This is a genomic window from Komagataeibacter sp. NFXK3 (assembly GCF_054182245.1).
In genome coordinates, this window is sequence record NZ_JAPIVJ010000012.1 from 39,454 (window position 1) to 54,047 (window position 14,594).

General features: G+C 64.5%; 11 protein-coding genes. 5 read left to right on the forward strand and 6 right to left on the reverse strand.

Annotated elements, in window-relative coordinates; translation table 11 throughout:
* Position 1: 1 nt before the first annotated feature.
* The 3 genes from rbbA to OQZ28_RS12940 form a co-directional block, all read right to left on the reverse strand.
* Positions 2-2,776, reverse strand: coding sequence for a ribosome-associated ATPase/putative transporter RbbA (gene rbbA / locus OQZ28_RS12930; protein ID WP_458136363.1), 2,775 nt, complete (start codon positions 2,774-2,776; stop codon positions 2-4).
* On the reverse strand, positions 2,773-3,759 hold the full coding sequence (locus tag OQZ28_RS12935) for an HlyD family secretion protein (protein ID WP_458136364.1): 987 nt from the start codon (positions 3,757-3,759) through the stop codon (positions 2,773-2,775). The genes rbbA and OQZ28_RS12935 overlap by 4 nt, the downstream gene beginning before the upstream one ends.
* Before the next feature lie 151 nt (positions 3,760-3,910).
* Entirely contained in the window at positions 3,911-4,420 is a 510-nt protein-coding gene (locus OQZ28_RS12940) for a MarR family winged helix-turn-helix transcriptional regulator (RefSeq protein ID WP_458136365.1), read from the reverse strand.
* A 238-nt stretch (positions 4,421-4,658) separates the two neighbouring features.
* Between OQZ28_RS12940 and OQZ28_RS12945 the strand changes: the two genes are divergently transcribed.
* Complete coding sequence (locus OQZ28_RS12945) at positions 4,659-6,815, forward strand: FUSC family protein (RefSeq protein WP_458136366.1); 2,157 nt, start codon at positions 4,659-4,661, stop codon at positions 6,813-6,815.
* Here OQZ28_RS12945 and OQZ28_RS12950 read toward each other — a convergent pair.
* Positions 6,796-7,386, reverse strand: a complete 591-nt coding sequence (locus OQZ28_RS12950; RefSeq protein ID WP_130731404.1) for a preprotein translocase subunit YajC — start codon at positions 7,384-7,386, stop codon at positions 6,796-6,798. The genes OQZ28_RS12945 and OQZ28_RS12950 overlap by 20 nt on opposite strands.
* 263 nt (positions 7,387-7,649) lie before the next feature.
* Here OQZ28_RS12950 and OQZ28_RS12955 point away from each other — a divergent pair, with 263 nt between their 5' ends.
* Entirely contained in the window at positions 7,650-7,826 is a 177-nt protein-coding gene (locus tag OQZ28_RS12955) for a hypothetical protein (protein WP_165165649.1), read from the forward strand.
* A 209-nt stretch (positions 7,827-8,035) separates the two neighbouring features.
* Here OQZ28_RS12955 and OQZ28_RS12960 read toward each other — a convergent pair whose 3' ends face one another.
* On the reverse strand, positions 8,036-9,310 hold the full coding sequence (locus tag OQZ28_RS12960; protein ID WP_458136395.1) for a chloride channel protein: 1,275 nt from the start codon (positions 9,308-9,310) through the stop codon (positions 8,036-8,038).
* Positions 9,311-9,684: 374 nt separating this feature from the next.
* On the opposite strand from OQZ28_RS12960, the gene OQZ28_RS12965 reads away from it, so the two are divergent.
* The 3 genes from OQZ28_RS12965 (at position 9,685) to OQZ28_RS12975 (ending at position 11,711) form a co-directional block, all read left to right on the forward strand.
* Complete coding sequence (locus OQZ28_RS12965; RefSeq protein WP_061273594.1) at positions 9,685-10,023, forward strand: P-II family nitrogen regulator; 339 nt, start codon at positions 9,685-9,687, stop codon at positions 10,021-10,023.
* Positions 10,020-11,396: an ammonium transporter gene (locus OQZ28_RS12970; protein WP_130731403.1), complete on the forward strand. Its 1,377-nt coding sequence runs from the start codon at positions 10,020-10,022 to the stop codon at positions 11,394-11,396. The genes OQZ28_RS12965 and OQZ28_RS12970 overlap by 4 nt, the downstream gene beginning before the upstream one ends.
* A gap of 156 nt (positions 11,397-11,552) precedes the next feature.
* On the forward strand, positions 11,553-11,711 hold the full coding sequence (locus OQZ28_RS12975) for a hypothetical protein (protein ID WP_458136367.1): 159 nt from the start codon (positions 11,553-11,555) through the stop codon (positions 11,709-11,711).
* 520 nt (positions 11,712-12,231) lie between these two features.
* Here OQZ28_RS12975 and OQZ28_RS12980 read toward each other — a convergent pair.
* A complete protein-coding gene (locus tag OQZ28_RS12980) occupies positions 12,232-14,451 on the reverse strand; it encodes a TonB-dependent receptor (protein WP_458136368.1) in 2,220 nt (739 codons plus the stop codon).
* Between the last annotated feature and the right edge of the window lie 143 nt (positions 14,452-14,594).

Genomic DNA, 14,594 nt, shown 5'->3' on the forward strand with positions numbered 1-14,594 from the left:
CTCAGGCTTCCTGTTTTTTCAGCAGGAGGCGGGCGGCCAGCATGTAGCTTGCGCCAAACCCGCCCAGCGCCAGATACATCGGCCCGAAGCTTGCCAGCCCCAGCCCCTTGGTGAAGCACCCGAGGCTGATGAGCTGGTACCACGTGGCCGGAAAGCCCAAGCCCACGAGGCGGCTGATGCCCGTCAGCGTGGAGGCCGGATACAGCAACCCGGAGAAATTGACCGCCGGGATGAGGCAGATGATGGACGTGCCGAAAATGGCCGCCACCTGCGAGCTGACAAAGGTGGAAATGAGCAGCCCCAGCCCCGTGGCCGAGAGCACGAACAGCACGCCACCCACGCTCAGCGCCAGCAGCGAGCCCTTGAGCGGCACTCCCATCACCACCACGGCCACGAGCACCAGCATGAAGTAGCTGATGGTGGCCAGCGCCACGTAGGGCGCCTGCTTGCCCATGAGGTACTGCCCCACCGAGGCGGGTGAGGCGTAGAGATTGACGATGGAGCCCACCTCCTTCTCGCGCACCACGCCAAGGGCGGTGAGCATGGTGGGGATGAGGATGAGGGCGAGCATGATCACGCCCGGCGTCATGGCGTAGATGCTGCGGAATTCCTGGTTGTAGGAAAAGCGCGGCTCCACGGTGATGGGAATCATGGCGCCGCCCGGCATGGCGCGGCCCAGCGTTGCGGCATAACCCGCCAGCACGCCGGTCACGTAGGCACGCACGTTGGCGGCGAGGAAGGGTACCGCACCATCGATGATGACCCCGACCTCCGGCCTGCGCCCGGCCTCAAGGTCATGCGCGAAGCCTGCGGGAATGTCGAGCGCAAGCTGCACCCTGCCATTGCGGATGTCGCGGTCAAGCGCATCGGCATCCGCCACGGGGGCCAGTTCATGGAAATAGGTGGAGCCGCGGAAACTGTCGATCAGGTCGCGGCTGATGGTGGTGCGGTCATGGTCATCAACCGTAAAGCGCACGCCTTCCACATCGAACGAGATGCTCGAGGCCGCCACCACCAGCAGGATCAGCGGGCCGATCAGGGCAAAGGTCAGCCGCAGGCGGTCGCGCAGCAGTTCCACCCCCTCGCGCCGGGCAAAGGCCCAGGCACGCGGCAGCCACGCACCCCCCACCGCGCCAAACCGCGCCGCCAGCCTGCCACCCAGCGCGTGCCACCATGTGCGGGCCGCACTCTGGCGCGCAGGCGCTGTGGCATGTTCCTGCGCATCGGTCGCGGCCTCGGCATCCTGCAGGTACGCGATGAAGGCGGCTTCAAGATTGGGGGCGCTGCGCTTTTTCACCAGCTCGGCGGGCGTGCCCACGGCCAGCACGTGGCCCCGGTGCATGAGCGAGATGCGGTCGCACCGCGCCGCCTCGTTCATGAAATGGGTCGAGACGAAAATCGTGACATGATCCTGCCGCGACAGGCGGATGAGATGCCGCCAGAACATATCGCGCGCGGCGGGGTCCACGCCGGATGTGGGTTCATCAAGGATCAGGATTTCGGGGTTGTTGATGCACGCCGCAGCCAACTGCAGGCGCTGGCGAATGCCCAGCGGCAGGGAGGCGGGGCTGACATCGGCGCAGGCGCCAAGCTCGAACGATTCAATGGCCTGCGCCACGCGCTGCGCCGCCTGCGCTGCCGGAATACGGTAAAGCCGCGCCTGCAGCATGAGGTTCTGCCGCACGGTCAGTTCCTCATACAGCGAGAACGCCTGCGACATGTAGCCGATGCGCATGCGGGTCTGCATGTCGCCCGCCGTGATCTGCTCGCCAAACAGCTTTGCCGTGCCGCTGGTGGCGTCGAGCAGGCCGGTCAGCATCTTCATGGTGGTGGACTTGCCGCAACCATTGGAGCCAAGGAAGCCGAAGATCTCGCCCCGGCTGATGGTGAAGCTCACATCGCTCACCGCCGTAAAGCTGCCAAAGCGGCGGGTCAGGTGCGCGGCCTCGATGGCGGGCGGCCCGCCGGGATTGGCATAGGGCGGAATGACAAAGCCGCTGGCCGCCTGCCGCTTGCCCTCGGGCAGGAGCGAGATATACGCCGCCTCCAGCGATGTGGCGTGCGTGCGCTCGAGCACCTTTTGCGTCTGGTCGCTGATCAGCACCTTGCCGTCATCCATCGCCACCAGCCACGCAAAGCGCTCGGCTTCCTCCATGTAAGCGGTGGAGACGATCACGGTCATGGTGGGGCGCTCGCGGCGCAGCTGGTCCACCAGTGTCCAGAACTGCTGGCGCGAGAGCGGGTCAACGCCCGTGGTGGGCTCATCAAGGATCAGCAGGTCAGGGTCATGCACCAGCGCGCAGCACAGGCTGACCTTCTGCTTCATGCCGCCCGAAAGATGGCCCGCCGCCCGGTCGGGGAAGGGCGCAAGGCCCGTGGCGTCGAGCAGGCGCTGGATGCGGGCATCGCGCTCGCGGGCATCCATGCCGAACAGGCGGGCAAAGAAGTCGATGTTCTCCCACACCGACAGGGTGGGATACAGGTTGCGCCCCAGCCCCTGCGGCATAAAGGCGACACGCGGCAGGAACGCCTCGCGCGCGCGGCGCTCGCCTATATCGGCGCCCAGCACATCAAGCCGGCCCGACTGCAGCTTGCGCACGCCTGCAATCAGCCCGAGCAGGGTGGACTTGCCCACGCCATCAGGCCCCACAAGGCCGATGGTGGTACCCGCGGGCAGGTCCAGCGTTACATCCGCCAGCGCCGTGACCGCGCCGTAGCAATGCGTGACCCCGGCTACATGGATGCCCGGCGGGCTATGGGGCGTGGCCTCGCTCATTGCGGGGCATCGGCCACATCGAGGCTTGCGGGCCAGTGGGCAGCAGCATCAGTCCGCACGTAGCCATCGCCCGTCATGCCCGCCTTGAGCACGCTGCCATAACGCGCTGCCGTTTCAGGGCTGACCCGCAGCTTGACGCGATAGACCAGCTTGTCGCGCTCGGTCGTGGTCTCGACATATTTGGGGGTGAACTGCGCCTCGGGCGAGACGAAGGAAATGGTGGCGGGAATGACCTGCTGGTGCAGCGCGTCAAGCGCAATGCGCGCCTGGTCGCCCACATGCAGCCGGCCCGCCTGCTGGGCGGGGTAGAACACGGTCAGGTACATGTCCGCCGGGTTGAGCAGGGAGGCCACGCGGCCGCCGCCGGGCAGCACGGCGCCTTTCTCCACGATGCGGTATTCGATCCGGCCTGCAACGGGGGCGCGGATGGTCATGTCATCCTCGGCGGACAGGGCCTGCGCCACCTGCGCCTGCGCCGCATCAGCCACCGCCTGCGCGCCATCAACCGCACGCGCCGCCGCCTCGGCTGCTGCTGTCGCGGTATCGAGACTGGTCTGGTGCTGGGTCAGTTCCATGTCAGAGACAAGGTGCTGGCGGAACATGGTCTGCGCGTGGTCCATGTCGTGCTGCGCCAGGCGCTGGCTTGCCTGCCGCGCATCGCGCTCGGCCTGCGCGCGGGCCACGTCGGCCTGGGCCGCGCGCAGGTGGGCGCGGGCGGCGTCAAGGCTGGCGCGGGCGCTGATGTCATCCTCGCGCGCTAGCACCTGATCGGCGGCAACGACATCACCCTCATTGAAATCCAGTTCGGTGACGCGACCGGGATATTTGACCGCCACATCGATACGGGCGAGTTCCAGCCGCCCGTTGGCGCGCGCCAGCCCCGGCGGCAGTTCACCCCGGTGCTGCACCACGTACCACCCCACGCCACAGCCCGCCGCCACCACGACAAGGGCCACGCCAATCGCTGCGTCACGCCACTTCATGCCACAGGCCCCACGTTGCCGGGAAAGCACGGGCCGGTCGCAACGGGGCGGAGCAATACGATCATGGAGGGAACCCTTAAAGCCAATGCGGAAACACCAGAACCCGATCTTCTATACAACCGGGACGCACAATGAACTGATGTACATCATTTCAGGGCGCGTTATCACCACAGGCTGCACCCTCGCCCTCGCGCAATACACCCTCCGCCTGCCGCAGCACCACAGCCAGCACATCCATCATAGCCTGCACCCGCCCTGCCCCCACGCCACCGAGCACGCGAGCCTCCATGCCCGCGCAGATCTGGTGCAGGACTGCGCATTTGCGCGTGCCGCGTGCGGTCAGGTGCAGGGTCTTGGCGCGGCGGTCATCGGGGTCGGGGCGGCGTTCGACCAGCCCTTCCTCTTCCAGCAGGTCGAGCACGCGCACCAGGGCCGAACTGTCGGTGTTCATGGCATGGGCAAGCGCGCGCTGGCTCACGCCATCGGGCAGCATCATCAGGTAGGCGAGCGGGCGCATCATCGCCATGCTCATCCCCTCGACCCGCAGGGCGCGGTCAAGCACCAGCCGCCAGGTATTGGCCAGCCGCATGGTGAGGAAGGTCATTCGCATGTCCTGAAAACCCGTGCCCTCGATATCGGGCAGTGGCGAACGGTCGGTCATGGGCATTCCCTGTGCTGGTTGGTCAGGCGGCCACGGCGCCTGCCGCGCGATAACACGCGGTGGGCGCGGAATCATGACCGTTTCTGAAGATGGCTGCCCGGCGGCGGAACCGATAGCATCAATATAATTGACATGACATTAATTGTCATACAATAAATTCCGGCTGCGTGCGCCTTTCCCTTCCCACCGCCGGGTTTATCAGGTAGCCCCTACGCCGCCGCCGGGAGTTTTTCGCCCAATGTTGTCCAGCCTCAAGCGCATTTTCTCCGATGATGCCCAATGGGCCGCCACGCGCACCACGGCGGCGTTCAGCGCGCGCGCGCTGCTTTCGGTGGGCATTGCGCTGTTCCTGGCCTTCTCGTTCCAGCTCCAGTCGCCCATGAGTTCGGTCACCACGGTCATGATCGTGGCCAACCCCACGGTGGGGGCGCTGGTTTCAAAAAGCGTGTGGCGCATCATCGGCACCATCATCGGGGCCACGATCAGCGTGGGGCTGATGGCGGTGTTCGTGCAGTCGCCGGTGCTGTATTTCATGGGGCTGTCGGTGGTGGTGGGGCTGGCGTGCATGGCGGCCACCTTCCTGCGACTGTTCCGCGCCTATGCCGCGGTGCTTACCGGCTATACCATCGTCATCATCTCCGCCCCCGCGTTTGACAACCCCGATGGCATCTTCCTCTCAGCCATGTCGCGCCTTGCCGCGGTGGTGGTGGGCATTGTCACCACGGCGGCGGTGTTCATGGTCACCTCGCCGCGCCGGTCGGACACGCTGTTCACCCAGATCCACGGCCTGTTCCGCGATACGGTCAGCTATATCCTGACCTTTCACCAGGGCTACAGCAACGTGCCCGCGCAAAGCCCCGATGTCCTGCCCGGCAGCACGTTCCGCACGCTCCCCACCACGTTTCATGACAGCCGGGCTGCCATGCTCACCCGCATCGCCCGCCTGTCGGACGCGGTGGAATACGCGGCGGCCGACAATTACGACATCAGCGTGCGCCAGCGCGAGATCAGGGCGGGGCTGGCGCGGCTTTCGGGCATCGTGGCCTCGTACCACCCCCACACCATCACCCCCGCCGACACGGAGCAGGACCGCGCGGTGCATGGCGAGATCGTGGCCATGCTGCACACCCTGCTGGACCTGACGAAAGACCAGGCGCTCGAAGCAATGTGGACGCAGGGCTGCGCGCGCATCCAGCACACGCGCACCATCATGATCGATGAGGCGCGCGCCACCCATTCGCCCCGCTCGCTGCTGTTCCTTGATGACATTCAGGACCTGCTCGGCCAGATCGACACGGCGCTGCAGGATCTCTCGCGCCGGGGCAGTGCGGGGCGCAGGCTGCGGCTGCAACCCTACCTTGAATGGCCCACCGCGCTGCGCAACGCGGCCCGCGGGTCGCTGACCACGCTGCTGACCACGCTGATATGGTACGTGCTGCACTGGACGGCGGGGCCGACCATGATGCTGTACGTGGTGGCGGCGGCGAGCCTGCTCTCCACCCTGCCCTCCGCCTCACGCGCGGCGGGGATGATGGCGGCGGGCACGGCGCTGGGCATACCGGCGGGGCTGTTGTGCCATATCTTCCTGCTGCCACAGATCGATGGCTACCCGCTGCTGTGGCTCTCACTGTGCATCATGCTGCTGCCCGGCGTGTGGCTGCAGTTCCACCCCAAATTCGGCGTGGGGGGGTTTGGTTACGGCGTGTTCGCCACCGTGATGCTGCAGGTCAACAACCCCATCCATTATTATAACGACATCAGCCTGTTCAACGGGTGGATGGCGCTGTTCATGGGCTGCATCATGCTGGTGCTGTCCTTCCGCGTGATCCTGCCGCCCAACCACCGGCTTGATGCCGCGCGCCTGGTCATGTCGCTCACGCGCAGCCTGCGCAGGCTGGCGCTGTCAGGCCGCAGGCAGGGCAAGGAATGGCTGGTATGGGAGAACCTGCAACTGCAGAAGGTGATCCGCCTGGCCATGCGCCTGTCGTTCTTCGCGCGGCCCGCCAGCATGCATGAATATATCGATGCGGCACTGGCAACGCTTTCGCTGGGGCGACTGATCGAGCGCATCCGCACCATCGCGGGCAGCCCCGACATCATGGGTGCGCAGCAGGCGGCGATTTATGATGCGCTGGGCACCTTTAGCGAACTGTCGCACAACCCGCTGCTCACGGCGGCCAGCCTGCGGCGGGCGGCGACCATACTCTGCCCGCCAGATGCCCTGACCCTGCGCCCGGCAGCCCAGGTCGAGGCCATGGCCTGCCTTGAACAGGCCGCGCGGATCATCGAGGACATACCGGGCTTTCTGGACCAGCGCGGCCCGCTGCAATGGGCGGAGGACTATCCCGCCGCCCACCGGCCGCCGCTGGCCGCCGTCAGGACGGAAGCCGGCTGAGCACCGAGAACGACACCGCATCCATCACCGTGGTGTCGACCTCATCGCCGGGCTTGAGGGTCTTGAGGAAATCCTGCATCGCCTTCTGGCGCACCAGCACCACGCGGGTGATGTCATCGGGGTCGACAAACACGACCTGGTTGCGCGTGGTGTCCACGCCGGTCACCTTCACGCGCTCGCGCTTGAAGGACACCATCATGCCATGCGGGTGCGGGCCGGTGCGGGTGCCAGCGGCGTTCTCGGTCGATTCCGGCAGCGGCGCGCCGGGGGGCGCGATGGCGGCATCGATGGTGCGGACAATGCGCAGGCCGATCTTGTCACCGGGGTTGAGCACCGGCAGCTTGGCGCGCAGGTCGGGGTCGACGCGCACGGTGTCGAGGTTGCCCGCCTTGTCGCGCAGCAGGATCATGCCCGCCTCGTGGTCCACGCTCTCGACCGTGGCGGTCGCCGTCTGGTTGCCCACGATGACCGGGGCCTGCGCCATGGCGGGCAGTGCGGCAGCAGACGCGCCCGCAACCACGCTGGCCAGCGCCAGCGCCACGCGGCGGGATGCAAACAGCTTCACGTTCATATGTGTCGTTCTTCCCTAAATCTCTTGACGGATGTCAGTCCGGGCGGGCGTAAGCGCGCCCGTGCCAGCGCCCTTATCCCATAACGCGCCGGGGCGGTCACGTATCCTAGGATATATGGCGGGCGATGTATGGCACGCAGGGCACAATCGCGTGGCCACACCTGCGCCCAGCGCATTACCCCCTTCCGCCATGCGGGGCTGCGGGTAGCGTGCGCATGGTGTAAGCCTGCCACATTGCCAGGCACACAAGTCAGGAACCCGACATGACCGACCAGACCCCGCCCGACGCCTTTGCACAGGGCAAGGCAGCCGCCACCAGGGGCGAGCCGCTGATCGAAAACCCGTTTGATGAAACCCTGCCCGCCTATGAGGACTGGAACAAAGGCTGGTGGAGCGTGCGCGAGAACGACGGCGATTTCGACCCGTTTGCCGAGAAATAGGCCCGAAGGCCACGATGGCGTGAGATCAGCCAGACGTGAGGGCGTACCTGTTGTGGCAGGCCCCCGCGCATGGGATGAAGGATGCTGACGGTTCGTTGAAACAGCGACTGTTCTCAGAAAAAAGAGGCGGCATCGGCAACGGTGCCGCCTTTTTTGCGGCCCGTGCGGCAGTTAAAGGCTTTTGGTGAAACTTATGGTCCTTTGGTGTTTCAGGACCGGGCCGACATGCTGCCCGGCGCAGCAGGCTGGGTCTGGGCGGCAGGCGGCTGGCCAATCCTGGCACACACCCGGAAGGCCAGCAGCGCCCCTGCCAGCGTGAGGAAAGCCGGGATCCACATGTCATGCCCCACATGGGTGAACTCGAGGCCCAGCGCCAGCGCGGTGAGCGGCATGGACATGAACGTGCCCAGAAAGGCAATGCCGCCCAGCAGCGCCACCGTGCCCACATCCACCACGGGCAGGCAGGCATTCCACCCCCCTGCCAGCACGGTGGCCAGCAGCGCGCCCATGGTCAGGCTGGGCGTGAGCAGGCCGCCCGCGGCCCCGGCCCGCAGCGCGCCCATGATGACGACAATCTTGAGCACCAGCACGGTGGCGGCAAGCTGCGTGCCCAGTTGTGCCGACAGCGCAAGCTGCATCGGCCCGCGCCCGTTGCCCGGCAGTTGCGGGTAGAAGCATGACAGCACGCCCATCAGCGGAAACACCACAAGGCACCACGCAATACGCGCCCCACCCCGCGCCGCGCGGTTCTGCACCACGGCCATCAGCCGCTTGGCCATCTGCGCGCCCACGCCAATGACCGGCCCCGCGCACAGCGCCCACAGCACCACGGGGGCCGTGACCGCCATCGGCCCGATGTCATACTGGTGCAGGTTGCCCAGCACCGCCCACGGCACGAATGCCCCGATGGCCGAGGCACCCACCGCGCACAGCACCGCGCGCTGCCCCACCGTGCCCAGCAGCACCTCGAGTATGAACAGCGCGCCGCCCAGCGGCACGTTATAGACGGCGGAAAGCCCGGCCCCCGCCCCGCAGGCGATGATGATGCGCCGGTCATCAGGCGCAAGCCCCAGCACGCGGCCGGTGCCCGTGGCCAGCACCGCGCCGAGCTCGCGCGGCGCCACCTCGCGGCCAAGCGGCGAGCCAAGGGCCACCGTCACGATCTGGAGCAGCACATGGACCGTGGTGGACAGCGTGGGCATGGGCTTGCCCAGCCCCGTCTTGCCAACAGCCGCCGCAATGCTGACCAGCGGCCTGCCAAAACGCCCCAGCGCCCACCAGCCCACGCCCGCCACCACGCCTGCTGCGCACAGGGCGGCAACCCTGCGCCATGGCGCGGCGGCACTCACGCCCTGCACGAAGGTATGCGGCCCGCCGGGCTGGCCGTAGCCATAGGCGGCATGCTGGACCGTGTGCAGCAGCACGGACAGCACCGTGCCCCCCCCGCCCGACAGGAAACCGGTGGCAATGACCGCCATGGCCATGACCGGCCATGCGGTGGGCGCGCCACGGGGCGCTTGGGCGGGAGCGGGTTGGGTCATGATGGCATGGGATATGCCGGATAAGGCGGAGCACGCCAAGCCGGTTTAGCGCGCGCAGGGCGGGACCATGCGTGCCGCCAGGCCCCTGCGCCACGTCGATTCGGGGGTGGTGGCCCGCATGATGACAGCGCCACGCCACCCGCCGCGCGCCACGGATCATAAATAACGAACACGCCATGCCGGTAATGGCAACACCAGAACCCTGCACAACGGCGCTGAAAGGCGCTAGCAACATCATATTGCTTCGCGATATGGTTGCCTGTACGGAACAGAGGCCAACAGGTAACGTTTCAGGGGCAAGGCAGGAAGGGGACGAGATGAAATTCGTTATTGCCATCATCAAGCCGTTCAAGCTCGATGAGGTACGCGAAGGGTTGCATTCCATCGGGGTGGATGCCCTGACCGCAACCGAGGTGAAGGGATATGGCCGCCAGAAAGGCCAGACCGAAATCTATCGCGGCGCAGAATACAACATCCAGTTCCTGCCCAAGATCAAGCTCGAGATCGCGGTGCCCGACGCGCAGTGCGACAAGGTGGTGGAAGTGATCCAGTCCGCCTCGTGCACGGGCAAGATCGGCGATGGCAAGATTTTCGTTCTCGACCTGCAGCAGGCCATACGGATCAGGACACAGGAAACCGGAGAAAACGCGCTGTGATCACAAAGATTGGCAAAAGCGCCCGCCATGCCGGGCTGGCGGCCGCGGCTTTTGGCGCGTCAATGGCCAGCCTGCCCGCCATGGCGGCCGATGCCCCTCCCGCCATCGACACGGGCGATACCGCCTGGATGCTGGTCAGCACCGCGCTCGTGCTGATGATGACCATCCCCGGCCTTGCGCTGTTCTATGCGGGCATGGTGCGCAAGAAAAACGTGCTGGCCACCCTCATGCAGTCCTTCTCCATCTGCTGCATCATGACCGTGGTGTGGATGGTGCTGGGCTACAGCCTGACCTTCACCTCGGGCAACGCCTTCATTGGCGGGCTGTCACGCGTGATGCTCAACGGGCTGGGCGCAGGCATCAGCAAGGGCAGTGACGTGGCCTTCACCATGGCCGCAGGCACGCCTGCCGCCACCACCATGACCATTCCCGAAAGTGTCTGGATGACCTTCCAGATGACCTTCGCCATCATCACGCCCGCGCTGATTACCGGCGCATTTGCCGAACGCATGAAGTTCAGCGCCCTGTGCGTGTTCACCATCATCTGGTCGCTGATCGTGTACGTGCCCGTGGCCCACTGGGTGTGGGGGCCCGATGGCTGGGTGGCGGCCAGGATCGGCGCCATCGACTTTGCGGGTGGCACGGTTGTGCATATCAACGCGGGCATCGCGGGCCTTGTGGCAGCCCTGGTGATGGGCCGGCGCAAGGGCTATGGAGAGGACGACTTCTCACCTTACAACCTGACCTATGCCATTATTGGCGCATCCCTGCTGTGGGTGGGCTGGTTCGGCTTCAACGCAGGCTCCGCAGGCGGCGCCAACGGGCGCGCGGGCATGGCCATGGCCACCACCCAGATTGCCGCCGCCGCGGCTGGCGTGTCGTGGATGTGCGCCGAATGGATCAAGACCGGCAAGCCCACCGTGCTGGGCATCATCTCGGGTGCGGTGGGTGGCCTTGTGGCCATTACGCCTGCCGCGGGCTTCGTGCTGCCGGGCGGCGCGCTGATGATCGGGCTGATCGCGGGCGTGATCTGCTTCTGGGGGGCGACGGGCCTCAAGCACATGATGGGCTATGACGACAGCCTTGACGCCTTTGGCGTGCATGGCATTGGCGGCATCGTGGGCGCGTTGCTGACCGGCGTGTTCGCCTATGGCCCGCTTTCGGCCACCGATGCCAGCCCCGAGGGCGTGAGCGGGTCGTTCCACCAGTTCGTGGCGCAGGCGGAATCGGTGGGCATTACCGTGGTGTGGTGCGCGGTGCTGACCTTCATCCTGCTCAAGGCCATTGACCTGACCATCGGCCTGCGCGTGACGCGTGATGAGGAAATGGAAGGCCTGGACATGAGCCTGCATGGCGAGCGGATCAATTCCTGACCTTCCTGCCTGCATGCAACAATGTGGAAAGGGCGGCCTTGCGGGGCCGCCCTTTTTTTCTGCCCCCTGCGCACGCCCGCTGCCGCGAAGCGGGGCCTGTGGCACGTCGTGTATTGCACGACTGTCAACACGCCCGGATAAGGAGCGGGATGACCAATGAAGGATGACTGTCGTGTCCCACCCATGAACCGCATGAAACAGAGCGTGGTGGCAGGAAAACGCATGCCCGACATGGTGTTTGCGGACGAATGGGATACTTATTCTTTCTGTTCAGCTGATTATCTGACAGAGGATGAGACCGTCGGCATCATATGATCCCTTATGGACTTCAACGGCGAGAGTCTGTTTTGTGCCGTCGATATGATGACACTACCTGAAGATGAAACAGATAGCGTTTCATATATAAATATACAGATTACAGATCAGCCTGGTATCAGAAAAAACGGATGGGGCACCGGGGCTGTATAATGTCGATACATATGCCCTATCATCAATATATGGAAAATGGTTCATATATAGTGAAAGAGATAATGGCATATCGATTATTGCCCTGAAAGGCGCAGGGACCATAAAATGTTTTGCAAAGCATAAATATTCAATTCACACCATCCTTCCAGATGACCTGAATAGAAAAGAAATTCTGACCGATCCATTCGATAGGCTGGATCCAGTATGGTCTGCAAATTTTTGCAGGTTTTACGGGCATGCGGACTGACCAAGCGATTATTCAAAAAACAGATCACTGACAAAAAAAGAAAAGCTTCGAAAAGATGCCGCCTTTTTGAAAAAAGGCGACATCCGGAAACTGTTACTCTTGCAGCACAATCTGGGTTTATCAGAAGTTCTGCGAAATACCGGTCAGGATCGTGCGCCGCAGCCCGTATTGCGGGGCGCCCACGCCAATGCCCGAGCCACTACGCAGCATGTAGGGGTGGTCGAACAGGTTGGTCACGTCCAGCCGCAACTGCGTGGTGCGCAGGAAGCGGGAATGGAACAGATCGCGGAAGGACTGCACCAGCGCCAGATTGAACGTGGCGTATTGCGGGATTACGCCGCCATTGGGCACGGTGTCCGTATCCTGCCGCAGGCCGCTGCCATAGACCATCGTGGCCGAGAGCAGCGTGGGGTGCCCGGTGCGGTGGAAGAAGGTGTAGGACCCACCGGCTGAAGCGGTCCAGCGCTGGTCGTGGTCGAGATGCACCCAGTGCTGGCTGATATAGGCCAGGTCACCGGGGTCAAAATTGAACTGTGCGCTGGTAATGTCCTTGCCGATGGCGCGCGACCACGCAAAATTGCCATACAGCGAAAGCGGCCCGCGATCATAGGAGGTCGAGACCTCATAGCCATTCACCTGCCCGCGCCGGTAGTTGAAGCCTGACAGGATGATGGGCGCGCCGAACTGCCCCTCGTCAATCAGGTTATGGGCCAGCTTGTAATAGGCATCGAACGACACGCGCCAGCCGGGCAGGATGACCTGCTCGATCCCGGCATCGAAGTAATGGTCGCGCTCGGCCTTGACCGTATCGCTACCGGTGCCGGCTGCCGCACCCGATGTACCCGCAAACTGCTGCAGGTCGGTGCCACCCACCACCTCGAAGGGCGGGGGGGTGAAGTAGCGCGAATAGCCCGCATGCAGGGTGGCTCCCTTCCACGCGCGCCACACCACGTTGATGCGCGGGCTGAGCTGGTGCTCGTTGGTATATTCGCCCACGCCATCAAAGCGCAGGCCGTAATTGACCGTGACATTGCGCAGCGGCCGCCATTCATCCTGCACGTACAGGCCATAGACATCGCCCGTGCGGCCATTGCCGGTGTGGATGGACTGGAGCGCCCCCGTGTCGGTGTTCTGCACCAGTGAATCGGCCTTGGTGATGTTGCGCTCGGCAAAGACCTGAAAGCCGAAACGCACGGTATGATCGGGCCGCACGCGCCAGGTCACGTCACTCTGGGTGCCGGTTGACATGACCGAGCGCTCGGCATGCTGGCTTATGCCCATATAGGCCAGGTCGCCCAGGTTGGGGTCGGGGCTGTAGCCGAGGCTGCTGTAGCGCGAGAACACCGATGTCTGGAGCGAGAAGGCCCCGATCTCCTTTTGCAGCGACAGGATGCCGAAATCGGTGATCTGCTTCTGGCGTTCATTGAGGTTGGAAGGGCTTGGTGCGCCCGTGCCAGTCACGCATGGCGTACCATCATCGGAACAGCCAAAGCTCTGGCCGCCGATATTGGGCAACTGGTACTCGGCGTTCGACACGCCCGCAATCAGGCTCAGCCGCGTGTTCTCATCCACCGTGTAGCGCACATGGCCAAGGAAATGGTACTGGTTACTCAGGTCATGCGGCGCGTTGAACGAGGGCGTGGTGTTCTCGATACCCACCCGGTCATGCACGTAATCGGCGGTGAAGAAATAATCCCACCTGCCATGCTGCCCTCCATACTGCGCGGAGGGGAAGAAGTAGTCACGCGCACCACCATAGATGGACACGTTGCCACCCTTGTTGGTAGCACCATTCTTGGTGGTAATGTCGACCACGGCCGCCTGAAGGAAGCCGTACTGCACCGGCAATGCGCCGGTGGAGAGCGACATGTTATCGGCAAAGCGGGTCATGAGCGTCTGGCCGAACACGTTCATGCCTTCTGGCAGTTGCACGCCATCGAGGCGGAACTGCACCTCGTTATGGTCACCACGCACATGGATCTGGCCGTAGCTGTCCTGCGCAACACCGGGGGCCTGCAGCAGCACGCTGTTCAGCCCGGTATTGTCGCCACCGGGAATGGTCTCGATCGCCTTGCGGCTGAACGCATGCACCGTTGCCCCCGTGGAAGGCTGCAACTGCACGCGCGCGCGGTCGAGGCGCGCGGTGACGGTCATGGCCTCGGGCGCGGATGAGGCGCGGTCGAGCGCCTGCGCCTGCTCGGTGGTGGCGTGCGGGTCATCGGGGGTCGTAGTGGTGGCGGGCACGCCCTGCGCGCAGGCAGTAGCGACAGGGGTCAGCGCGGTTATGGCTGCCAGCATGGCACGGGAAAGGGGACGGGGAAAAAACCATAGGCGCGTCATGGCGGAAAGGCTCGCATCCGGTGAGGTGGTTTCGGGAGGCGCAGCTTTATTTGGTACAATATAACATAACAACATGAAAAAGCGGTGGCCCTCGCCGGGCGTGCCTGATGTTGTATTTATGCAACAGAACGCTTCGGCCAGGA